Genomic DNA, 22,186 nt, shown 5'->3' on the forward strand with positions numbered 1-22,186 from the left:
TGCAGAAGCTTCAAAGCTTGCTTTTATTAGGTTTTGGGTTTGAAAAATGTCCTAATGGCTTTAGCGGCTGCTATAGTTGTCCAAATACTTATTTTAACTTTTTTTGACCAGCGATTCACTTATTTTTTGAAAATTTTTTTCACTTTTCTGCCTCATTTAATACTCCTCAATATCGACTATATCGGCTAAATTTAGAAATTTTTCGCTATTTTTTCCAGGCAAGTCTTCCTCTAAACTTAGTGGCAATTGTTCCGCAGAAGATTGGACTTTTTCTGCCTCTGTAGGTAAGCTAGAATTGAGGGCCTTTTGTGCAGACTTTTCTGCTTGTATATTAAATAGGGCTTTCTCAATATTAGACACAGCTAGATCATAATACTCTTTTTTTATTTCAATCCCTAGATAATGTCTTCCTAACTCTTTAGCCGCTATACAAGTGGTTCCAGAACCCACAAAAGGATCTAGCACGAGATCCGACGTTTCTGTAAATAAGTTAATAAACCATGAGGGCAGAGATTTAGGAAAAGCCGCACTATGATTTTTATTATTACATTCGGTAGCTAGATGTAAAACATTGGTAGGATAAGCCATTGAACGCCCTAACCAATTAGATATATTTTTTCCAAATCCACTTTCTACTTTTGAAGGGTCACGAATTTTATCAGTATCACTCAATTTTTTCAGGCGAGAATTGGCCCAGTCTCCCATCGGAACCATGACCCTTTCTTGATACATTTTAAATTTTTTTTGCCGATTAAATTGAAGACAGCGTTCCCAAGCATCTCGGAAACGATTGGGCCATTTACCGGGGTAGCAATTTTTTTTATGCCAAATATATTCTTCTGTCCATAACCAACCTTGCTGTTGCATGGCCAGAATTAATTTAATGACATAATTATGTCTTTCTCCCTTGACGACTTTTTCTTTGATATTAAGAATAAATGTTCCTTCGGGTTTTAAAATTCTTTTCAATTCTTGAGCAATGGGTAAAAACCAATCTATATAATCATTAGGACTAATGCCGCCATAAGTTTTTTTACGACTATCAGCATAGGGAGGTGAAGTGACAATTAAATCCACGAGATTAGAAGGCATTTCCCTCAAAACAGGCAAACAATCGCTGAGAATCATTCGGTTTTGCCACTCTTGTAAACTTTTTATTTGTTGCTGTTCTACATCGGTTAAAGAGTTAGTAATCAAGTCTAAATCTTTCATTATTTAAAATTTTGATCTAAATTATTTTCTTTAGACAAATTTCTTTTTGCACTGGGTTTAGTGGGTAAACTGGCAATCAATAGGCAAAATATACCGACATTAATAAACACATCAGCCAAATTAAAGATCGGGAAATTAATTAAGCGAAAATCCAAAAAATCTACGACATATCCCATTACAAAGCGATCAATTCCATTGCCTAAAGCTCCTGCTAAAATAAAGCCATAGCCTAACTGTTCTATCAGTCTCATTCTTGGGGCATACCATGCCAAAAAAATCAATCCTAGACTAACAATTAAAGAGAGCCACCGTAGCCATCCTGCGCCACCTTTAAAGAAACTAAAAGCGGCTCCTGTATTAATCACATAAGTAAAATGAAAAACCCCTGACCAAATGGGTACAGTATCTCCTGTGGTGTCAAAGCTTTGGACAACCCAATACTTAGTCAGTCGGTCTAAAATTAAACCGATAATAGCCACCAGCCAAAACCATTGATTTTTTTTCATTTTTTTGGGTTATTTAGGATTGTTTGTTATTGGCCAGCCACAAGCAATTTAATAAAACAAGATTAAACGCAAAAAATAAGCAATCGCCACAATAACACAAATAATAACTAACTGACCTGGTATAGGCAACAGAGAATAATTGACGATAAAAGAAGGTAAGCTGGTGGGGGATAGGGTTTGACTAGGACTCAGGAAGGATAAAGCAATTAAATAAACTAAACCACAAAGATGAATCACTAATAAACCACAAATTGCACTAAAGGCCAACGTTTCCATTTTAGCCCTTGTGCGAAAAGCCATTAAGCCGCACACCCAAGCACCCGGAATAAACCCAAGAATATAACCAAAACTGGGTTCTTTGAGATATTCCCAATCGCCTCCATGAGCAAAAACGGGTAACCAGGTTAATCCTAGGATAACATAGGCAATTTGTGCCAAGGCTCCGGCATTTTTTCCTCCCATACAACCGGTTAGCAGAACTGCCCCTATTTGATAAGTGACACCTAAAGATTCAGGTAAAACGCCATCATGGGACCAATTCCAGGGTAAATTAGTGATTGAGGCGGGTAAAAAGGTGGTAAAAATGGTTAAAAGTAAACCAATTAACCCCCAGAGAAATTCATTGGCAGGATTCACCGTTGATTGAGGTTTTTTATAGTTAGCAAGAGATGGTCGGGTTTTGCGCTTGCGATGGGTATTCACCGGGAATAGGGGCTTCACCGCCCTGTAAACCTAACGATTCCAACATTAAATGATCTTGTTCTGGGGGTTGTCCCAGGGTTGTCAAATAATGCCCAATTAGCATAGCATTAATTCCCGCTTTTAAGCCTAAATTTTGTAATTTTCCCATGACAGCCTCTCTTCCTCCAGCATAGCGGAGGATTTGAGCGGGGAGAATAAATCGGAAGATAGCGATGGCTTTGAGGGCTTCAAAAGCATCGAGTTTAGGAAGATGCCCTAGGGGGGTTCCTTCTCTTGGGTTGAGGAGGTTAATGGGAACGGATTCTACTTCTAATTCTCGCAGGGATAGGGCTAAATCTATTCTATCTTCCCAGGTTTCTCCCATGCCAATGATGCCACCGGTACAGGCTTGTATGCCGGCTGATTTGAGGTTTTTAACGGTTTCTACGCGATCCCGCCAGCTATGAGTGGTAACGATTTGGGGGTAAAAGTTTTCTGAGGCTTCTAAGTTATGGTTATAGCGGGTAACGCCGGCTTCGGCGAGTGCTTGTGCTTGTTCTTGGGTGACTTCTCCTAAAGCACAGCAGGGTTTAATCTGCGCTTCTGTGATGATGCGTTTGACGGTTTCTAAGATTTGCTCGAATTCTTTGGATTTTGGGCTATTGTATTTTAAGCCGCGTCCTTGACTGACTAAGCAAAAGCGTTTTGCTCCGGCGGCTTTGGCGGATTTTGCTTGTTCTACAATTTCATCAGGGGATTTAAGCCCATAGATGGGGGATTCTTGTCCGGGATGATGCACAGATTGAGAACAAAAGCGACAATTTTCGGAACAGTTGCCGGATTTTACGTTGATGATGCTGCATAAGTCCACTTGGTTGCCGCAACAACTTTGACGAATGCGATCAGCCGCTTCACAGAGTAATAGGATGTTTTCCTGGCCTTCTATTTGGGTTAGGGCGAGGGCTACTGATTTGCTGATGGCTTCACCTGCGATAATGCGATCTGCTAGTTGATTGAGCCATTGTTGTAATTGTTGTGTATCTTCAGGAAGGGTTATGGCTGACGATAGAGATGCTTGAACCACTTTCTACCTATGTTTTTGCCTACAGAGTATTTGCAAATTGTACCATCTAGTTGATTTTCTGGAAAATGTTGATCTCCCAAATACTCAAGAAGATGATTGCGACTTGCTTTAGACATTTTTCGAAAAGCCATAGCACAGTACCCTGATCACCAATCCGCTTTTCCTGACCTCAGAAATTTCTAGAGCGATTATAAAGTCAACCATTGAAACATATCATTAGCCGATAACTGCCAATCTTCTAATACTTTTAAAACCGGTAAAATTTCCTCATCAGATTTAATCTCAGGTAATTGATCGGGTTTAAAAATCATTACCGATTCATCTTCTGTATCAATTAACCATCCTAGCTGAGTTCCTTGTTTCAGAGAAAAAATAATTTTTTTCATAACTTTATTAGCGGATTGTTCAGGTGATAAAATTTCAATGATCCAATCCGGATAAATTTCAAATTTATTGAGTATTCTACCTTCAGAATTTTTCGGGATTCTTTCCCAAGTAAATACGGCAATATCTGGCACAATTGAACGTCCTCCAAAAGTACACCGCAATTCGGGTAAAGCATAAACTAATTTTTTCGATTTCCCTCGCCCATTAATAGCCGCTACTAACTCACCTTGTAAGCTACTGTGTTCTCCTTGAGGCATAGGTTTTTGATAAATTTCTCCGTCAAAATATTCACTAGCTGGTTTAGTTTCTGGAAGGGTTAAAAATTCGGCTAAAGTTAATTTTTGTGTCAAGTGATTGACAATCGTCATAATTACCTCTATTTAAAAACCTTATTTATTTTCGTTTAACCAATCCTGCTCAAACTGCCGCAAGGCTAGACTAGAACGATTATTCCAAGCCAGTTCTACATATTTAGGCAAAAGATTTTTGACATCAATATTATTAAAGATTAAACTTGCTTGACTATTTTGATATCGATCACCCTCCAAAAGATAAATTAATAATTCTCCACGACGATAAATCCACAACTCAGGGATCGCTATCGGTAAATAATCTTCCACTCGAGTTTTTGAAGTTAAGTCTACTTCTATCGCTAAATCTGGAGGAGGATCGACAGTCAAATCAATCCTATCTTTACCTAAAATAGCTTGATAATTATTAATATAAAAACAAGTATCTGGTTCAACTCCGGCTTGCTCAAATTTTTTAAGCGTAATAGGATCGAAACAATCCCAATCTTGATTTTGATAGCGTAAAAGAATTTTCACTAAATCTCTTAAAGCGTCGATTCTTTTTCCATGATTCTGTAGAGGTGACATCAGTAAAATAACACCAGTTTTAGCATTAAAATAAATTTTCGGAAAAGTTTTATCCTGACGAATTTTCAGGAGTTGTTCATAATCTTCCCAGGTTTGATCATGTAAAATGACTTCAGTTCCCGGAGACAGACTAAGGGTATTCGGGCTAACGGTTACAAACATAATGGCTGTGATGAGGGAACTACTCCAGTTTTAACACGACGGGCGGGCGCGGAGCCTTTATCTTCTCCAAGAAGCATCCATAAGGCTTGAACAATGTCTTAAAATAGACAAAAGTAAAAGTAAGATAAATTACAGAGTATCTTTATTATGTCAGTTCTGGCAGCTATCGCCGTTTTAGCCCTATTAATTGTCATACACGAGTTAGGTCACTTTGCCGCCGCCCGCCTACAAGGGATTCATGTTAACCGTTTCTCCATCGGTTTTGGTCCGGCTTTAGCCAAATATCAAGGCCCCGAGACGGAATACGCCATCCGCGCCATTCCCCTTGGCGGTTACGTCGGTTTTCCGGATGATGAACCTGAAAGCAGTAATATTTCTCCAGATGACCCCAATTTACTACGTAACCGCCCTATCTTAGACCGGGCTATCGTCATCAGTGCTGGAGTCATTGCTAATTTAATCTTTGCTTATTTTCTCTTAGTGGGTCAAGCCGCTACTGTTGGCTTCCAAGATATGAACTATCAAGCCGGTGTGGTAGTGCCTGAAATTCTCCCCGGAGAAAAAAGTGCGGCGGTAGTGGCGGGAATTCAATCAGGAGATGTGATCCTGGGTGTGGGTAGCAAAACCCTCGAGGCCTCTCCAGAAGCGATTATGGATTTAAGGCAAATTATTCAAAGTTCGCCCAATAAACCCTTAGATTTTACCATCAAACGCGGAGAAAAAACCCTTAAACTTTCGATTACTCCTCAAGAAACTCCCGAAGGAAAAGGCAAAATCGGCGTTATGCTCACGCCAAATGGGGAAATTGTCCATCGCCAAGCTAAAAATTTTATCGATGCTTTTACGGTAGGAGCTAATGAATATCAACGCATAGCCAATCTGACAGCTAAAGGATTTTGGTTATTGATTAGCAATTTTCAAGAAAATGCGGCTCAAGTAGCTGGTCCGGTTAAAATTGTTGAGTATGGGGCAGCCATCGCCCAAAATGATGCCGGGAATCTGTTTCAATTTGCGGCACTCATTAGCATCAACTTAGCCATTATTAATATTCTGCCTTTGCCTGCTCTAGATGGAGGTCAATTGGTGTTTTTGGGCATTGAAGCTCTACGAGGAAAACCCTTACCTTTAAAAGTACAAGAAAATATTATGCAAACGGGTTTAGTGCTTTTATTGGGGTTAGGGGTGTTCCTAATTGTACGGGATACCGTGAATTTAGCAATTTTTCAAAAACTTTTTCAGTAAATCAATTTGGCACCAGTGAGCATCACCCGCAAGTGGGCAACAAAACAACAACGGGCATTAGAAATTTTGGTCATTCTTGAGCGGACTTATCCGGATGCCACTTGCAGTTTGACCTATCAAACGCCTGTGCAACTTCTAGTGGCAACCATTCTCTCTGCTCAATGTACCGATGAACGGGTTAATAAAGTGACTCCTGCCTTATTTGCCCGTTTTCCTGATGCCCCGTCTTTAGCCAACGCATCAATAGAAGAGTTAGAAACTTTAATTCGTTCTACGGGTTTTTATCGCAATAAAGCCAAAAATATTCAAGGCGCTTGTCAGAAAATTGTCTCCCAATTTGGGGGAGAAGTCCCTCAACAGATGGAACAGTTACTCAGTTTGCCCGGAGTCGCTCGCAAAACGGCTAATGTGGTCTTAGCTCATGGGTTTGGTATTATTCAAGGGGTTACCGTCGATACTCATGTTAAGCGGCTTAGTGGGCGGCTCGGATTAACTGAACAAACAGATCCGATTAAAATAGAACGGGATTTAATGCGGCTGCTACCTCAACCGCAATGGGAAAATTTTTCAATTCGCATTATTTATCATGGTCGAGCCGTCTGTAAAGCTCGAAAACCCGATTGTGGCGTTTGTCAGTTAGCTCATGTCTGTCCTGCGGCTATTACCCCTGAGTAAGATTATTGAAAATGGTAACAAATTATGTAAAGTTATACTAACATTAAACTTTTCGAGGATAGGGGACTAATGAGGATTCTGGTACTAGCTTGGGAATTCCCCCCCAGAATAGTTGGGGGTATAGCGCGTCACGTCGCGGAACTTTATCCTGAACTGGTAAAACTGGGACATGAGATTCATTTACTAACTGTAGAATTCGGTAGAGCGCCGGCTTATGAAATCGTTGAAGGGGTTCACATTCATCGAGTTCCCGTAGCTCCTGGACACGACTTTTTTCACTGGGTTGTGAATATGAATGAAAGCATGGGGGCTTATGGCGGTAAACTGCTCAATGAAAGACCTTATGATCTTATTCATGCTCATGATTGGTTAGTCGCTGATGCGGCGATCGCCCTCAAACATCTCTTTAAAATTCCTCTGGTGGCTACCATCCACGCTACAGAATATGGACGCTACAACGGGCTTTATAATGATACTCACCGTTATATCTCCTCAAAAGAAGGCACTTTAGGTTACAATGCTTGGCGAGTCATTGTTTGTAGCGGCTATATGCGCTATGAAATCGAGCGAGCTTTAGGTGTGCCTTGGGATAAAATTGATGTGATCTATAATGGCATTCGACCTGAGAAAAAACATCGCCATCCGAATTTTGATAGCCAAAATTTTCGCCGTTGCTTTGCTGAGGATCAAGAAAAAATTGTTTATTATGTCGGTCGTATGAGTTTTGAAAAAGGGGTTTCGGTATTACTTAATGCCGCACCGAAAGTCCTTTGGGAAATGGGAGGTCATGTAAAATTTGTGATTATTGGCGGCGGCAATATCGATAAGCTTAAAGAACAAGCGTGGAATTTAGGAATTTGGCATAAATGTTTTTTTACCGGTTTTATGTCGGATGAAAATTTAGATAAATTTCAAACTATTGCTGACTGTGCTGTTTTTCCGAGTCTGTATGAACCTTTTGGTATTGTAGCACTAGAAAGTTTTGCGGCTCGTGTTCCGGTGGTGGTGTCAGATACTGGAGGGTTGCCGGAAGTTGTCCAACATGGTAAGACGGGAATTGTCACTTATACAAATAATCCTGATTCTTTGGCTTGGGGAGTTTTAGAAATTTTAAAAAATCAAGATTATGCTCAATGGTTAGTGGAGAATGCTTATGAATCTTTAGAAAAACGTTTTAGTTGGCCGAAACTGGCTAAACAAACTGAGGCCGTTTATGGATTAGTATTACAAGAACGTCAGAAAATTCCTTGGAATTAAGTACAAGCAAACATCTCCCCAACCCCCCAAACTCACGGGGGGCTAAAGAAGTTTAGCTATGATATTAGTTTTTCTGGATGACATAACACAATTTTCCTACTCGTGTTTGTTTTGATTCCATAGCTTTAAGCATTACAGCTTTTAACTCTGACAAAAAATTTTTTAATTTATTAGTTTTAGACCCGTCTTGATTACTTGCTTCAGTGTTCCAAGTTGTCCACCAATTAGGCTCTTGAAATTGATAAGGAATTAAATTGGCTTGAATAAAATATGTGCCAGATTCTAGTTTTTTGGCATCAATTTCTGAGGTCATATTCATCATATTAGCTTCTTTATTTAATATTGTAATAGCAAAAATATCGGCTGTTAAATTAACAGATTTAACAGGAGTAAAATCATTTTGACTTTTATCAAAAATTTCAACAATGGGATCTAGGGTAAATATATTTCCTTCAGAAGCAAGTGGTAGAGTGTAAGGCAGAGGATAGTAAGAAGCTTGGTTATCGATACTATTTTTATTACTATTTTCTAGGCGTTCGTCAACTCCCAATAGTTCGACGGTTTCGGGATCGACCTTGATTCTGTTCTTTCTCTGATTTCCTGTCACCCACATGGTCTTTTGTCGCAGGAGTCCATTGCCTCGCCTAGGAGAATTTGAGCTAATAGAGAGTAATGAAGGTTGGCTAACAATCTGGTGATAGAAAATCATGAACTGTTCCTCTGTAAATAGGTTTTTGTCTAGATTTTTGAGTTGTTCAAAATAATTAACTACGTCAGGATATTTCCCCAGAATAATGAGATAAAAAGGACGATATTGCTCGGGTTTAACCTTAGTTGTATCATACCGAAATTTGCCGCCAGCTATTCCGACATCATAAATCCAGCCTTGAAACTGACTTCTAATGGCTAAAATTCCTACGGCATAATCTCCTTCTAAATATTGTTTTAATTGGTCTGTAACCTTCGCAATATCAGACTCTTGTTGATACAAATCGGTAATTAAAATCGAGATTTTGTCCTTATTTTTCTGTCCAGTAATAGCAGCATTAATAGCCGTATCAATGCGAGTGTCTTCAAAATTTTTATCCGTCAGTTGATAAAAGCCGGGCAATTGTGCTTTCAAAAAATTTGATCGGTCATTAAGGGGCCTCGGTTCTATGCCAAAGCTGTAATAATTTCTATTTTTGAGTGCAGTCATGGCGTTAGCCGCACTATCAACCAATTGTATAGTCTGAACATAGTTACTGTTGGGAACAGTGACATACCCCTCCATTGAGGGTGTCGTATCAACGTAAATATCAATAGTGGGTGACTTTGACTTCTGGTTATCAATGTTAATTTTTGGAGGTTCGCAGTTAAGGGAGATAGGCGACTGGGAAGGACATCCTGTAGCTGTCAGTGCGATAAAAATAGTAATAGCCGCTAAGGGTTTGTATGTCATTATTTTCAACTTTCCTGGGAAAAAGTTACAGATCGCGTTAAAAATAGATTATCGCTTTTCGAGACTGCAAATGACTATTATTCGCCTGTTATTTGTCTTGTTAATTGGGTTTGCTTTTATGTTTGTTGTTCAGCCTTCCTTTTTTACCGGTGGTACGATCACACTAGAGGATGTTACTCCTGAAGATTGGGTTGGGGGTCAATACAGATTCGGTGCAGGGATTGTATTTGTGGCTTCGAGTCTAGGGAGTTTGATCTGGTATGGACTGGCAAGCTACTATAATGACCGAGATAACAGACTCTCAGTTCAAGGGTTCAGAATAATTTGGGCTAGTTTATCCCTGCTTCCTTTTGCTAGTATTCTATTATCTCTTTTTCTCTTTCAGGAAAGCCGTCAGGCTATTCCCTATTTAGCCTTTTTCTATGTGCTAGATGCTTTGTGGCTATTTTGGGTGGCTACCGCTATAAGTACACCAGAATCACTAAAATATGGGGTTGTTCCTGGCTCTTATTTCCTGCGTCACCTACCGTTTTTAAAGTAATGGCACTGTATCTGATTGCAATTGGCGGAACCGGAGCAAAATGTGTGGAAGCCCTCGTGCATCTGGCCGGTGCAGGGTTGTGTGGAGAAGATTTCATCTGGATTGTTTTTGTTGATCAAGATGAAGCTAATGGCAATGTCACTCGTGCTAGGACAGTGATCGAAGTTTACCGGCAGTGCCGCGCATTAGTCCAAAATACTTGGATGACGACTCAGATTGAGGTAATCGGGGATGTGTGGGCCCCGGTAAGCGGAGCAAACCCAACCCTGAGTGATTTTTTTAATTACCATACCTACAGGCAAAGCAATCCTAAACTGGGACATCTTTTTGAAGTTCTCTATGGAGAAGCCGAACGGGAAATTTCCCTAGAGGACGGATTTCGAGGTCGGCCTGCGATTGGTTCAGCCGTGATGAGTCATTTGCAATTAGCTGCCCAAGAACCTTGGCGATCACTGATAGAGAAGATTGAGAAAGATCCACAAGCTAAGGTATTTCTGTGCGGTTCGGTTTTTGGCGGGACGGGGGCTTCCGGATTGCCGACGATCGCCCGCTTAATTGCTAACCAGTTTGAGGGCTTGCCCATCGGCGGTTTGTTGATGCTTCCTTATTTTGAATTTCCGGTGGAGCGAAGTCTCGACGAAGAAGTCTATGCTAAACCCGAGGAGTTTTTGCTTACGGCAGAAGTCGCTCTGCGCTACTATAGAACTCAAGCGCACAATTCCTCAGATAATAGGGAAATAACGAATTATCTGGGATTTAGTAGTATTTACCTTTTGGGAACCCCCAAATTATCCCCAGTCAGCGATCGCTTTAAGTTAGGGAGAGCAATGCAGGAAAACCGACAGCACTTTCTGGAATTGTTTGGTGCTTTGGCCATTCGTCATTTTCAGGTTCATACCCCAACCAATCAAGTCCTCCTCCTCAAGGCTAATGATCCGTTAGAAGTGACTTGGAATGATCTCCCAGAAAGCTCACAGGTACAAGAAAATCTGATTGGTGCAACGCGCTTTGCTTTTGCCTGGACAGCTAAAATTGTTCCCGAACTCAGAGAGGGACTCCTGGACCAAGAAAACATGGCTAGATCTTCTCCTTGGGTAGAACATTTTTATAAAGTCCCTAAGTTTTTTGCTAACCCTAATCTGCCTGAACTATCGAATAGTGGACAACAGCAGGCACTCTCAGCAATTACGACTTGGTGTAAGACTTATTTGCAATGGCTGAAAGCTTTACACGAAGATGAGGTCTATAAGATTCGACTGTTTAATACTCAAGCTTTTGGAGATTTTGAAAATCATGCTAATGGGCAAAACGGAAATTTTGCCGCTTTAGTCGATGAATCCAGTAGAATTGAGAGAAAGCGGCTAGATACGGTGCAGAGGTTGGTTAATCGACTTGATCGTAGAGGAATAGAAGAACCGAATCAAGGCACGGTGGGACTAGCAAAGGCTCTGTACAGACTTTGCCAAAAATAAACAGGTAGCTCATGAGCAATTTTTTCTTTCTGCCCCAGTTAAAAGATGATTCTCAGGTTAAACCGGGTAATCCTGGGGAGTGGAGTGCCCAATCTTTCGATACCTTACAGCAAGTGGCGGCTAGTTTGAATACGGAAAATCCCAGGCAGAAAAACCGTGTTAGTTCTATCCCCCACATCTGGGCGCGTCCTCTGTTAGTGGAAATGGCCTTACATGATACCCAGCATCCCCTGCGCCAAGAAATTACAGAACAATGGCAGGGAATGTTAGCGGCGATCGCTTTTGCTGAGATGCGGGGGTTTCCCTTAACAGCAGAGTTGATTGAACTCGAACAAGAACAAGATCCCTTTGCTCGCTCCCTGCGCCAACTCCTCCCTTCGGATGCTAACGCGGTGTACCAGCTAGAGGGAAAAAATCCTTGGTACGATGTTTATATTTTGCTCTGGCAGAACAATCCGGTTGGAATGAGTTCTCCAAGTACCCTAGTTTGTCCCTCTGAAGGGGGAATCTGGGCCGGACTTCCTTGGTTTGTGGACGGCAAGCTACAATCTCCTCTGGCTCGCCCTTTTTTGGCGACCGAGGAAAAAGAATTATTATGGTATTGGTTAGAAAAACTGGATCAGAGCTTGCCTCAGTATGGGGGCACTCGACAAGGAATTAATAAGATTTCTCTATTGCTGCAAGAGTTCAAAAACCGCCTGCAATTATATTCATTTCAGAAGGTAGATTTTCAGTTGAGTAAGAAGTCGAAATCTTTGGGGCAAGTGCTAAACCAAGGCGCGTTACAATCTCTCAAACCGATTCGGTTGGCAGAACAACCTCCTAGCGTGCGCTTAATTCCCAGTCCCGAAAAAGCCGACACAAAGGAGTTGCTGATTATTCCTGATTCGGCTGAGTTACTAACTAGGCGTAATATAGCCAAGATTGCAGAGCAATGGGGGGTCAAAGAACAGCAAATCCGCATCTGTAAAGATGTTCACTTAGCTATTCTCAATGGGTTGAATCATAAGCAACGGAAGAACCGTTTTGAAAGTTGGGAAAATGAATATAAGTTGATCGAGGCAAAAGATTTATTTTTACCTGAATTCTATTTTATAACTCAGGAACGGGCACTGCCAGGAAGCTTGCTTCCCGTCGGTAGTAATGGGCTGATTTATCAAAATAATGAGAAAAAAATTACGCCTTTGCTACCGATTAATCCTATTCTTCTCGATTACCTTACTTCTGAAGAGTTAGCTAATCGGATTGATTTTGAATCTATTGATAGCGGAAGTGTTCGGGTAAGTCTGCGCTTACCTCTTTCTGGGTTGACTATGGGAAATCCCCCTCAAGATTACGAAATCCAGAAAGATTATGCTCTTAAGCCCCAAAATGCCTTAGTTGATGTTCCAATTCTAGAGATTTGGCCGAATTTTCAAGCTCAGGGATGGCAAGAGTATTATGCCTTTTATTATGATCGCAATTGTCCTACTTTTAGGGTTCAGTTTCCCAGTCAAATTGTAGAAGTTTCAGAAAGATTTTCTGATTCTAGCTTTCTAGGTTCCTTTCAAACTGTCCAGTTAAACCAATTTCCTAGTTTTATTTTTTGCCAAGATGAACAAGCAAAAAATTTAGGTTTAATTTTATTGTCTAGTTCTCCTCAAGTGAGTAAAATAGATCCCGTTAACTGGATAGTGGGTGTTGATTTTGGGACTTCATTTACTAATGTTTACATTTATTGCAAAATTGATCGGGATAGAGGCTTTTCTGAAAAATTGATAGTTATGAGTCCTCCCTTAAATCTTCAGGTTACTAAAGACGCAGGAGAGGGTTTTATTCCATTAATTGAGTATTTCATTACAGACAGCCCAAAAATCGTTCAGCTACCTTTGGCTAGTATTTTGACCACAAGGGGAAGCTCTAAAGAAGACCGCGAAAAAAACCGAAAAATTTTTGATGGTCGTATATATAGAACGGATACTGATATATTTAAAATTTCAACGGAAACAACTTGGTATAAGACCTCTTTAAAGTGGTCAACAAGTCATCCTAACTTTACAACGCTTTTTTTAAAGCAATTAGCTTTACATATTACAGCTAAAGCTGTTCTAAAAAATGTTAGAAGTATTGACTGGTGTATTTCCTATCCCTCAGCATTCTCTGATGATGATAAAGGCAATTATGCAGGGATATGGGAAACCATCATCTCAGATTTAAATCAGTCCAAGATGGTAATTCAACATAACTTTCTCCGTCAAGATGAAAATATAGGAGATTATCTGACTGAAAGTTTAGCTGTGGCTCAATATTTTGTGGATAACCAAGGTCAACAAGGTCAACTCATTAATAGTGTAATTATTGATATCGGGGGTGGCACTTCAGATATTTCAATATGGGAAGATTATCGACTGGTTTATCAATGTTCAGTTCAGTTAGCTGGCAATCACTTATTCACCAGGTTTTTATCTCAGCGTTCAGATGTGTTACAGCTACTATTTGAGGAAGAAATATCTTCAACAAACTTAAATTCTTCAACAAACTTAAATTATTTAGATTTACTATTAGCTCAAGAAGGAGATAGTGCCTTATCTGAACGACGAGTTTTACCTGAAATTATCAAAAATGAACAATTCCAAAAAGTTATCCAGCTAACGGCTTTAGGAATTGGCGGCTTGTATTATTATGTAGGGATTTTACTTAAAGTTCTTAGCGAAAGAGAAATAAAGAAAAGCCAGGAAATTCCTACTATCTATCTAGGGGGAAATGGCTCTCGTCTATTCAATTGGCTAGAGGATTCAGGGAAATTTAACAGAGAGTCTTTAATTAACAAAATACTGCTCGAAATTTTACAACAATCTACAAATTTTACTGGAGGATTGGGAAATATACACTTGAGCAATAATCCTAAAGATGAGGTTGCTCTGGGATTAGTTTTGGCTTATGATAAGCCTTTGCGAGGACTGAAAAATGCGGAAAAATATCCATACATTGCTGGAGAAGCTTACAAAATAAATGATGCTGAGTATAACTGGAATTCTGATTTTCCACCAGACAATAAAATTGAAAGCTGTGACCTTCCTGATTTAGAAAAATTACCCGAATTTCTCTTAAATTTTTATAATATTTGGACAAAATTAACTAAAAAAGAACCTTTAATTTTTAACAGGATTGATATTAACTCTAATTCTGAGTTTTGGAAAAATATCAGAAGGTTTATGCGAAATGAATTATTAGCAATTGTTAACCGAAGGCGAGAATCTATTCGGTTTGAGCCTCCATTTATTTTGGGTTTAAAAGTCCTATTGCGTGTGCTAAGTGAAAGATAAAAATGATGAAAAATAAAGAGATTAGGAATTTTTTTATTTATCTAGTTTTAGACATGATTACAGTCAGTAGCCTAGTCTATAATCCTTCAATAATTTTAGCTAAATCTTCCCCTTCAATGCCTTCACCAGAAATGTCTAAACCAGGAGTTAGTTCTCCAAATCTATCGACCAACTGGAAAATTTTTAAGGACGATGAGAATGGGCCTTATAAAACATTTAAAAAATCCCTAAAAAAATTGATAAATACTATTGAGCAAGAGAAGACTAAACCTCCAGAAATAAAGTTGTTTGAAGATGCTTTTGATGCTACAAAAAAATTGCAAGAAGAATATAAAAATTTGGTCAATACTAGAAATAGTAATAATGAATTAAAGCAAATAATTACCAATGAAGAAATACCAATTATTAACCAACGATTAAAGGAAATTAACCAAGTGCTTGAGCCAATAAGTTCAGTTGAAAAATTAAGCACTAAGACATCCAATGCAAAGCTTCAAAATATACAGTCTAATATTTTTAAACTTGAAAAAAAGGAATCAGACGGCAAATGGGGTACTGATACCAGTAATGCTTACATTATATATTTATTCAAAAAGATGGATTATATTTCTGAAACTCTTTTTCAAGGAAGTAGTTCTTTAGCGACGATAACCGTTGAGCATCAATCTTCAACAACCCGGCCACCCGAAAAAGCAAATCCACTATTTATATATATCCTTATAGGCATCCCTATAGGCATCCCTATAGGCATCTTTATAGGTAGATTTATTAGTAAAACAAAACCTAAAAATGGGGAGCATACCATTTTTGTAAAAGCATCACCCAAAGTAACCATAATCCCAGGTTTTCAGCACCTCTTAAAAAAGATAACGTGCAAAATTGGGATGCTCTCTAAAAACAATGGTGAAGAAACCAAAGATATAAGTATTGGTAGTAATGAAACTGTTATTATAAAAAATCAATCTTTACCTGAAAAAATAGAACCTTTAAAGTATAAAGTAGAAACTATACAAAGCTCTTTACCTGAAAAAATAGAACCTTTAGAGGGGAAATTAAAATTTAGACAAAATTCATTATCAACAAGGAGGAAACCTGTAAATAAGAAAAGAGAATATATGCTATCTAAAAATATAAAATCTGTACAAGCTAGACAACATTTAGACTCTCAAAAAATAGAAGCTTTAGAGGAGCAATTAAAATCTGTACAAGCTAGACAACATTTAGACTCTCAAAAAATAGAAGCTTTAGAGGAGCAATTAAAATCTGTACAAGCTAGACAACATTTAGACTCTCAAAAAATAGAAGCTTTAGAGGAGCAATTAAAATCTGTACAAGCTAGACAACATTTAGACTCTCAAAAAATAGAAGCTTTAGAGGGCAAAGTCGACTCGAATTTTGAGGGAAAAGATTTTACTAAAACGTTTGAGACACTTCTTCCTCCTCCTCCTGAGATTAAAATCTCTCCTTCTGCTGACTTGCTTTCTAAATATCAGCAACAAAATTTATCTAACTCTGAATATACAACCGTTACACTAACAACAGAAAGTCGTGAAGAATCTTATGGAAAAGCGGGGAAGGGGAAACAGTTTATTTTTGAAAGGAATAATGAAGGGAAATTTTGGATTGTTACTGATCAGCAGGGACAAAATACTTATTACTGGTTGTTTTTATCATACGATTTAGATATAGAACTTTATAAAGATATAATTAATGCCTCGTTTACAAAAACAATAAAGTCGTTATCGGGTAATAAAAATAAATGGACGCTGAAAACACCTGCTAGAGTAAAACCTTATGAAGAGGGGGAGCAGAAGTGGGAATTAGATACCAAAAACAAAGGCGAAATTGAGTATATACGATTTTATTGAAGCCAAGCACAATATCCAGTAAATTGAGTTAAACTAATAAACTTATCAGCTAGGTATCAGTATTTTGTAGGTTTTCTTCCTTATCTCTTGGAGTAACAAGATTCTCTTTTGCAAGAGCTAACTCCAAAGACCGGTAGTGATCTAACTTTCGATTTATGATACCAATCTGGTTAGATAAGTCGATTTCTCTCTGAACATTGTTTTCTAATTGTTTTCCTTTTGGTATTAACTGTAATACATATTTAGTAATTAGCAATATTATTACAATAAATATTATCCCAAGTCCAATCTTAATCCCTAATGTTTTATTTATACTCAAAATTAGAACACAAATAAGAATCCAAATTATCAAAAATGCACTTGCTAGGATGATATTTCGTACACTCTTATTTCTTATTAAAAGTTTTCTTGTTTTAATGTCAACTTGCTGTTGCTCTAATTGTTTTTTTTCTTTTTCAAGATCTTTTACTTCTTTTTGGTACTTTTCAAAAAGAATATTTACTTTATTTAATTCATAATCCTCTATAGTTTTTCTAATTTCTGGAAAAATGTGTTTTAGTGTTCTAACAAGTGCAAAAAGCAACACTGACGGTTTTTGAACATCAATTGGCAGCCTTTTATTAGCAAAGGCATTTCTAACTTGAGGATCGAAGGAAAGCGGAGGAAGCAAATCCTGCCATTCAAGAACGGTTTCTCGTTTCTGCATATCAACATACATTTCTAATTCACTTATAGTTAACTTGTTAACTAATCTAAGCTCTGGCGGGAAATTGAAGCCGCTTTTTCTAAAACTGTTAGATAATTGATTTATCGTATTCTTAGCCGCATCTTTTGTAATTGCATCAGGTTCAACGACTATCACTAATTTATCTGCATCTAAGTTTGTGATAGCAACCTGCATAGTATATGAATATCCGGCTTGGCAATCCAATAAAATATAGTTAATATTTTGTTCAGATGCCCATTCTTTTAATCCCTTAAAAACTTCGCTTATTCTTTCTAGTTTTTGTGATAAAGATTCATAAGTTGGTAGTTCTTTATTTTGATATACTTTCCGTGATGCAGCAAAATAAAACTTATCTGTAATCCCAATCGGTAGCTCTTTCGCTTGTGCAGCAACTGCATCAGATTCTTTTAATTGCAATTCCAAAATTTCCCAAATTCCATTCGCTGCTTTTTCCTTTAATTTTTCTTGAAAAAAATACGAACATCCATTAGTAGTTAAATCACAATCTACTAAAAGACAAGATTGCTGTATGTCCGTAAGAAGTTGAGTAGTAGCAATAGTGATGGTGGTTTTTCCTGAACCTCCCTTGCCGCTAATAAATGCTATAACTTTAGGTTCTGAGTTGTTCATGATAATAATTGTTATTAATTATTAAGTTTTATTTATACAATTTAGTGATATTTATGCCTTGAGCCTGAGTAAAAGTTTTTCGATTTTTGCGATCGTATCTAAATTTTGTTTTTTTGGGAAAATCTCTCATCATAAATTGGATTTCATCAAGATATTCTTTAAGTTGATCACGGCGTTCGTTTTCCAATTGCTGCCACCTAAGTTGAGATTTTATAAAAATTATTACGCTGACTATCCTTTCAGATAATCGCTCAATAATCCTATCTAGATTTCTTTGTTTATGGTAAATAATTTTTTCTCTTTCTATAGCTTCATCAAAAATTATAATCAAATGATCTTCTAGAGCTTGAATATAATTTGTTGTATCATGTTGGTTGCTCAATTCTCTTATTTTATTTAAAAAATCTTCAATGATTGTTTCTATCAATTTAACATCTTTTATCGTGAGCAAAAAATTATCTTGAAAAATTAATTTAAAATAAAACTGTAGTAAACTCTTTCGTGTTTCTAAAAAGGGCTGTTCACTAGCTATTAAATCATAAGCAATATCAAAAAATAAAGGGTGTGGGTATTGATGATTTCTTCTTATTTTATCAATATTTATGTTATATATTTCATCTAATATTTGTTGGTTTTCAGGATGGTGATTTGATTGTGTTAGCATAATTTATTTTTTCCTTACTACGCAATTAAATTGTTTACTTTTTTGATTTCTTTCTATTTTTATTCTCTCGATTGGTTTTCTATTAATTTCTCATATTGTCTTTGAAGCTCATCAATTTCATTTTTGAAAGACTCGACATAGTTTTTAATTTCTTCTTTTTTAGTATCAATGAATTTGTTATTTTCTGAGAGTTTATTTTTCAGTTCTCTCATATCTTGGCCGATTTCTTTAAAAACTTCGTTAAAAACGTATTTTTTTATAGATTCCTTCAAGAAAAACATATAAACTGAAAGTACAATACCAATACCAGTAAATACTGTTACTAAAACACTAAGAACAGTAGCAAAAGTTCCTAGGTTGCCAATCAACTTTCCTACCATATCTTTAGCTTCTTGTTCTCCCTCTTCACGAGCTATTTTTTGTAGTTCATTTTCAGCTATAACCATATTTTTAGCTTCTTCATGGGCTATTTTTTGTAGTTCCTTTTTATTTTCAGGCTGTTGAAAATATTTCTTAATTTCCAATTGAAATAAGTCTTTTTTGCCGTCAAAGTATTTTGTAACTATGCGCTCAATAGTAATTTGAATTTTCTCTTCAGATATGGATGATAAAGTAGCAGGATTCTGAGACTGAGCGTCAGTAACCCACACAAATAGAATCAATAGCAAAGGAACAATCATCACCATCCCCTGCCAACGCCAAAACCTTTTATTTCCATGACAAAGCTTCATTGGAAGTCTCCAATTAAAAAATTTATTTGCTAACAGACACTTGGTTAGGGGGAACAGCTATATAAAACAGGGTCGGTTGATTGAACAGGCAAAATAGAAAAAACGAGTAGCCTAGAGAAAATTATAGAACAGATTGTCAAAATTTCACCCTAAAAATAGATTTTTTTCAGACTTATGACCCTAGATTGCTCATTCTAACCAAGTTTCCAGTTATCGCAAGAGCCAAGAAAGTTAACAATTCTTGACATAACAGCCCTTAATTTAAATTCCACTTAAAGGCATTATCCCAAACATAGTCAATAACTTGTTTAGCTTCATCTAAGGAAAGTGCATAACAAAACCCTTGACTATCAAAACTAATTAAAGGGATTTCTTCTTGATGAGCTAATTTTCCTCGAATTGCTTGTAAATTTTCTAAGGTTTTGTCAATATTGAAATTAATAGATTTATTGTTTTTTGTCCTCATCCATTCCTCAATCTGTTGATCTAACTGCTGAGGAGTTAAGGGAATAGCGCTAGTTAATAAGTGATAATAAACTAAAATCATCTCTTTACATTCTTCTTCTTCTGCCGCATCAATTAAATACTGAAATACACCCGCTTGACTGGCCATCTTTCTAAAAAATAATGTCTCAGCCACTTTTTTTTGAAATTTTATTTGCTTATTTTTATAATCAGAATACTGTTTAAAAGCAAAGCCGCCACAAGTTAATACTAAAGAAAACATAGCGATTAAAATCGGCATTATTTCTTTAGTTTGTTCGGGAGTAATTTTAATTTGTTTAATGGGAGATGAACCCATTGTAACTACAAAAAATACTCCGATAATCAATAATACTTGAGGGATAATTTTATAAATCATTGAAATCGATGCCCCAATAGCCGGAACACCAAATAATAACCGATCTTTCCAGGTCATACTCATTTTGATATTAGGAAAGATGAATTCTAAATCATACTTAGAAAGATGCTTGTAAAGATAGACATATATTTTATTAAAATCTAATTCAAAATATTTTTCTAAAAACTTTTTTCTTTTTTGGGTAATTCTATCTTCTCTAAATTTAATTAATAAAACTACGGTATCAAAAGCCGCTACTTGTTTTTTTACCTTTTTAAATAGCTTTTTGACCGTCAATATTTTATAGACATCTCCGCGACCATAACAAACTAGATGTTCAAACTCATTAAAATCTACTTCGGTTTTAAGTTCAATTAAGGTTTGTTCTTTCAAAGCTTCCTCTAACCTTTCTTGACTAATAGGAATATAATTGGCTTGTTCTAGAATCTGTTGAAAATCTTCGATTAATTGTCTCTCCATTTGGTTTTTTTGAAGCGTCGACAGATCCCAGATAGAGTCCGGTTCATTCTCAGGGTTAAAGGGAGCAAAATTATTTTTTAGTCTTTCTAAAATATGATGCAGCTTAAAATGATAATAAGCTGAAAGAATTTCACAGAATTCTCGAAATTGAGCCGCCTCATTGTCAGTTAAATGGCCATCAGATAGACATAAATGAATAAGTTCTGTGCGGCTATAGGGAATAAATGCCTCTGTTTGGTGATAGTTGGTCATCTTTAAGGAAGTAGGAGGTAGAGAACTAATGACCAATGACTAATGACTAATAACTAATGACTAAATCATCAAATTTGTGGTTCGATTCGATTTTCGGGTATCTCGGGAGAATGTTCAATTTTTTTGAAGGAGTAGCCTTGTTTTTCTAGATTTTTGACAAATTGATCGGGAGCAAAATCGGCTTTATTTTGATTGTCCGGTAACGGCTCTTTACGAATTTTTTTGAGTTTGGCTTTTTTTCCCATAGTTAATTGGCTCTGACTCAATTTTAACGGTTAAGATTTGTTGAGAAACTCTCGGATATACTGATTGACTAATTGAGGTTGTTCCTGTTGTACCCAGTGACTACAATTAGGAATATATTTGAGCGTCAAATCTTTGACATAAATTTCGGTTCCATAAGTAAGTTCTTTGCCTAAAGCGATATCATTTTCTCCCCAAATCATTAAGGTTGGGATTTCTAAAATTCCCCAATCTTTAAGGGGGCGATTGAACAAGCCAGACAAAGTGCTACGATAATAATTAATCATCGCTGTCAAAGCTCCCCGTTTAGCCGCCGCATCTTTATAAGCGTTGATATCTTCTTGGCTAAAGGCATTTTTATTAATGGCCATCATTTTAAAACTAGACTCAATGACTTGGTAATCATTAGCTTGCAAAAGCCACTCAGGTAATAAGGGAGTTTGAAAGAAAAATATATACCAACTTTTGAGCAGTTGTTGAGGGGTGCGGATGCCTTCCACAAATTTAGCTGGATGAGGAAGGTTAAGGACAATTAACTTTTCCACCATTTCTGGATGAGTATAGGCAAATTGCCAAGCGATCGCTCCTCCCCAATCATGGCCCACTAGGATACAATTTTCATAGCCTAAGCCTTGTATTACCCCTTTGATATCTTCGACTAATTCACTCAGTTTATAGGCATCTGGTGATGAGGGTTTATCGCTATCATTGTAACCCCGTAAGTCTAAGGCCACGACTTTATGATCGGTGGAAAATTCTGTGATTTGATGTCGCCAAGAATACCAAAATTCAGGAAAGCCATGTAAAAATAAGATCAACTTTCCTTGTCCGGCGCTAACATAATGGAGATTAACGCCGTTAGTTTTGATCAAATCTTCTTGCCAATCTTTCTGTAAGATAACCATTG

20 protein-coding genes are annotated in these 22,186 nt (G+C 37.3%); 7 read left to right on the top strand and 13 right to left on the bottom strand.

The annotated features are described in order from the left end of the window. Nucleotides 1–156: 156 nt before the first annotated feature. From CYAN7822_RS01710 to CYAN7822_RS01735, 6 genes are all read right to left on the bottom strand, one after another. The gene (locus tag CYAN7822_RS01710) at nt 157–1,212 is read right to left on the bottom strand and encodes a DNA-methyltransferase (protein ID WP_013320509.1); all 1,056 of its coding nucleotides are present in this window, start codon (nt 1,210–1,212) and stop codon (nt 157–159) included. Next, a complete protein-coding gene (gene lspA / locus CYAN7822_RS01715; protein WP_013320510.1) occupies nt 1,212–1,718 on the bottom strand; it encodes a signal peptidase II in 507 nt (168 codons plus the stop codon). Before lspA ends, CYAN7822_RS01710 begins: the two co-directional genes overlap by 1 nt. 48 nt (nt 1,719–1,766) lie before the next feature. Then, nucleotides 1,767–2,420, bottom strand: a complete 654-nt coding sequence (locus CYAN7822_RS01720) for a biotin transporter BioY (RefSeq protein ID WP_049802491.1) — start codon at nt 2,418–2,420, stop codon at nt 1,767–1,769. Then, nucleotides 2,377–3,483 (bottom strand): biotin synthase BioB, encoded by a 1,107-nt coding sequence (gene bioB / locus CYAN7822_RS01725; protein WP_013320512.1) that lies wholly within the window; start codon nt 3,481–3,483, stop codon nt 2,377–2,379. The genes CYAN7822_RS01720 and bioB overlap by 44 nt, the downstream gene beginning before the upstream one ends. Nucleotides 3,484–3,671: 188 nt before the next feature. After that, on the bottom strand, nt 3,672–4,238 hold the full coding sequence (locus tag CYAN7822_RS01730; protein ID WP_013320513.1) for a Uma2 family endonuclease: 567 nt from the start codon (nt 4,236–4,238) through the stop codon (nt 3,672–3,674). Nucleotides 4,239–4,259: 21 nt separating this feature from the next. Next, nucleotides 4,260–4,913: a Uma2 family endonuclease gene (locus CYAN7822_RS01735; protein ID WP_173362896.1), complete on the bottom strand. Its 654-nt coding sequence runs from the start codon at nt 4,911–4,913 to the stop codon at nt 4,260–4,262. A 144-nt stretch (nt 4,914–5,057) separates the two neighbouring features. Here CYAN7822_RS01735 and rseP point away from each other — a divergent pair, with 144 nt between their 5' ends. The 3 genes from rseP (at nt 5,058) to CYAN7822_RS01750 (ending at nt 8,084) form a co-directional block, all read left to right on the top strand. Continuing rightward, on the top strand, nt 5,058–6,152 hold the full coding sequence (gene rseP / locus CYAN7822_RS01740; RefSeq protein WP_013320515.1) for an RIP metalloprotease RseP: 1,095 nt from the start codon (nt 5,058–5,060) through the stop codon (nt 6,150–6,152). A 15-nt stretch (nt 6,153–6,167) separates the two neighbouring features. Next, nucleotides 6,168–6,827, top strand: coding sequence for an endonuclease III (gene nth / locus CYAN7822_RS01745; RefSeq protein WP_013320516.1), 660 nt, complete (start codon nt 6,168–6,170; stop codon nt 6,825–6,827). Between the two features lie 69 nt (nt 6,828–6,896). Continuing rightward, entirely contained in the window at nt 6,897–8,084 is a 1,188-nt protein-coding gene (locus tag CYAN7822_RS01750) for a glycosyltransferase family 4 protein (protein ID WP_013320517.1), read from the top strand. A gap of 64 nt (nt 8,085–8,148) precedes the next feature. Here CYAN7822_RS01750 and CYAN7822_RS01755 read toward each other — a convergent pair whose 3' ends face one another. Continuing rightward, nucleotides 8,149–9,525, bottom strand: a complete 1,377-nt coding sequence (locus tag CYAN7822_RS01755) for a hypothetical protein (RefSeq protein WP_013320518.1) — start codon at nt 9,523–9,525, stop codon at nt 8,149–8,151. Nucleotides 9,526–9,595: 70 nt separating this feature from the next. On the opposite strand from CYAN7822_RS01755, the gene CYAN7822_RS01760 reads away from it, so the two are divergent. From CYAN7822_RS01760 to CYAN7822_RS01775, 4 genes are read left to right on the top strand one after another with little or no spacing between them, the layout of a single operon-like run. Then, the gene (locus tag CYAN7822_RS01760) at nt 9,596–10,066 is read left to right on the top strand and encodes a hypothetical protein (protein ID WP_013320519.1); all 471 of its coding nucleotides are present in this window, start codon (nt 9,596–9,598) and stop codon (nt 10,064–10,066) included. Then, nucleotides 10,066–11,538 (top strand): FtsZ/tubulin family protein, encoded by a 1,473-nt coding sequence (locus CYAN7822_RS01765; protein ID WP_013320520.1) that lies wholly within the window; start codon nt 10,066–10,068, stop codon nt 11,536–11,538. The genes CYAN7822_RS01760 and CYAN7822_RS01765 overlap by 1 nt, the downstream gene beginning before the upstream one ends. Nucleotides 11,539–11,549: 11 nt before the next feature. After that, nucleotides 11,550–14,843 carry a cell division protein FtsA gene (locus CYAN7822_RS01770; protein WP_013320521.1) on the top strand — a complete coding sequence of 1,098 codons (3,294 nt, stop codon included), beginning with the start codon at nt 11,550–11,552 and terminating at the stop codon, nt 14,841–14,843. A gap of 2 nt (nt 14,844–14,845) precedes the next feature. Further along, on the top strand, nt 14,846–16,711 hold the full coding sequence (locus CYAN7822_RS01775) for an AAA family ATPase (RefSeq protein ID WP_013320522.1): 1,866 nt from the start codon (nt 14,846–14,848) through the stop codon (nt 16,709–16,711). Between the two features lie 49 nt (nt 16,712–16,760). Here CYAN7822_RS01775 and CYAN7822_RS01780 read toward each other — a convergent pair whose 3' ends face one another. From CYAN7822_RS01780 to CYAN7822_RS01805, 6 genes are all read right to left on the bottom strand, one after another. Next, complete coding sequence (locus CYAN7822_RS01780) at nt 16,761–18,068, bottom strand: AAA family ATPase (protein WP_013320523.1); 1,308 nt, start codon at nt 18,066–18,068, stop codon at nt 16,761–16,763. 28 nt (nt 18,069–18,096) lie between these two features. Next, entirely contained in the window at nt 18,097–18,732 is a 636-nt protein-coding gene (locus CYAN7822_RS01785; protein ID WP_013320524.1) for a hypothetical protein, read from the bottom strand. Nucleotides 18,733–18,791: 59 nt separating this feature from the next. After that, complete coding sequence (locus CYAN7822_RS01790; RefSeq protein WP_013320525.1) at nt 18,792–19,463, bottom strand: hypothetical protein; 672 nt, start codon at nt 19,461–19,463, stop codon at nt 18,792–18,794. Between the two features lie 256 nt (nt 19,464–19,719). Next, nucleotides 19,720–21,036: a TMEM143 family protein gene (locus tag CYAN7822_RS01795; RefSeq protein WP_013320526.1), complete on the bottom strand. Its 1,317-nt coding sequence runs from the start codon at nt 21,034–21,036 to the stop codon at nt 19,720–19,722. Nucleotides 21,037–21,104: 68 nt separating this feature from the next. Next, nucleotides 21,105–21,281 (bottom strand): hypothetical protein, encoded by a 177-nt coding sequence (locus tag CYAN7822_RS38500; RefSeq protein WP_013320527.1) that lies wholly within the window; start codon nt 21,279–21,281, stop codon nt 21,105–21,107. A gap of 30 nt (nt 21,282–21,311) precedes the next feature. Further along, on the bottom strand, nt 21,312–22,184 hold the full coding sequence (locus CYAN7822_RS01805) for an alpha/beta fold hydrolase (RefSeq protein WP_013320528.1): 873 nt from the start codon (nt 22,182–22,184) through the stop codon (nt 21,312–21,314). Between the last annotated feature and the right edge of the window lie 2 nt (nt 22,185–22,186).

This window comes from Gloeothece verrucosa PCC 7822 (assembly GCF_000147335.1).
GTDB classification, from domain to species: domain Bacteria; phylum Cyanobacteriota; class Cyanobacteriia; order Cyanobacteriales; family Microcystaceae; genus Gloeothece; species Gloeothece verrucosa.

Bases quoted from the DNA above. Each gene is read 5' to 3' on its own strand.
- CYAN7822_RS01770 (WP_013320521.1), top strand. From the start codon at position 11,550: ATGAGCAATTTTTTCTTTCTGCCCCAGTTAAAAGATGATTCTCAGGTT.
- CYAN7822_RS01790 (WP_013320525.1), bottom strand. From the start codon at position 19,463: ATGAAGCTTTGTCATGGAAATAAAAGGTTTTGGCGTTGGCAGGGGATG.
- CYAN7822_RS38500 (WP_013320527.1), bottom strand. From the start codon at position 21,281: ATGGGAAAAAAAGCCAAACTCAAAAAAATTCGTAAAGAGCCGTTACCG.
- CYAN7822_RS01765 (WP_013320520.1), top strand. From the start codon at position 10,066: ATGGCACTGTATCTGATTGCAATTGGCGGAACCGGAGCAAAATGTGTG.
- CYAN7822_RS01785 (WP_013320524.1), bottom strand. From the start codon at position 18,732: ATGCTAACACAATCAAATCACCATCCTGAAAACCAACAAATATTAGAT.
- CYAN7822_RS01775 (WP_013320522.1), top strand. From the start codon at position 14,846: ATGATGAAAAATAAAGAGATTAGGAATTTTTTTATTTATCTAGTTTTA.
- CYAN7822_RS01710 (WP_013320509.1), bottom strand. From the start codon at position 1,212: ATGAAAGATTTAGACTTGATTACTAACTCTTTAACCGATGTAGAACAG.
- CYAN7822_RS01750 (WP_013320517.1), top strand. From the start codon at position 6,897: ATGAGGATTCTGGTACTAGCTTGGGAATTCCCCCCCAGAATAGTTGGG.
- CYAN7822_RS01805 (WP_013320528.1), bottom strand. From the start codon at position 22,184: ATGGTTATCTTACAGAAAGATTGGCAAGAAGATTTGATCAAAACTAAC.
- CYAN7822_RS01795 (WP_013320526.1), bottom strand. From the start codon at position 21,036: ATGACCAACTATCACCAAACAGAGGCATTTATTCCCTATAGCCGCACA.
- CYAN7822_RS01730 (WP_013320513.1), bottom strand. From the start codon at position 4,238: ATGACGATTGTCAATCACTTGACACAAAAATTAACTTTAGCCGAATTT.
- CYAN7822_RS01760 (WP_013320519.1), top strand. From the start codon at position 9,596: ATGACTATTATTCGCCTGTTATTTGTCTTGTTAATTGGGTTTGCTTTT.
- rseP (WP_013320515.1), top strand. From the start codon at position 5,058: ATGTCAGTTCTGGCAGCTATCGCCGTTTTAGCCCTATTAATTGTCATA.
- lspA (WP_013320510.1), bottom strand. From the start codon at position 1,718: ATGAAAAAAAATCAATGGTTTTGGCTGGTGGCTATTATCGGTTTAATT.
- CYAN7822_RS01755 (WP_013320518.1), bottom strand. From the start codon at position 9,525: ATGACATACAAACCCTTAGCGGCTATTACTATTTTTATCGCACTGACA.
- CYAN7822_RS01780 (WP_013320523.1), bottom strand. From the start codon at position 18,068: ATGAACAACTCAGAACCTAAAGTTATAGCATTTATTAGCGGCAAGGGA.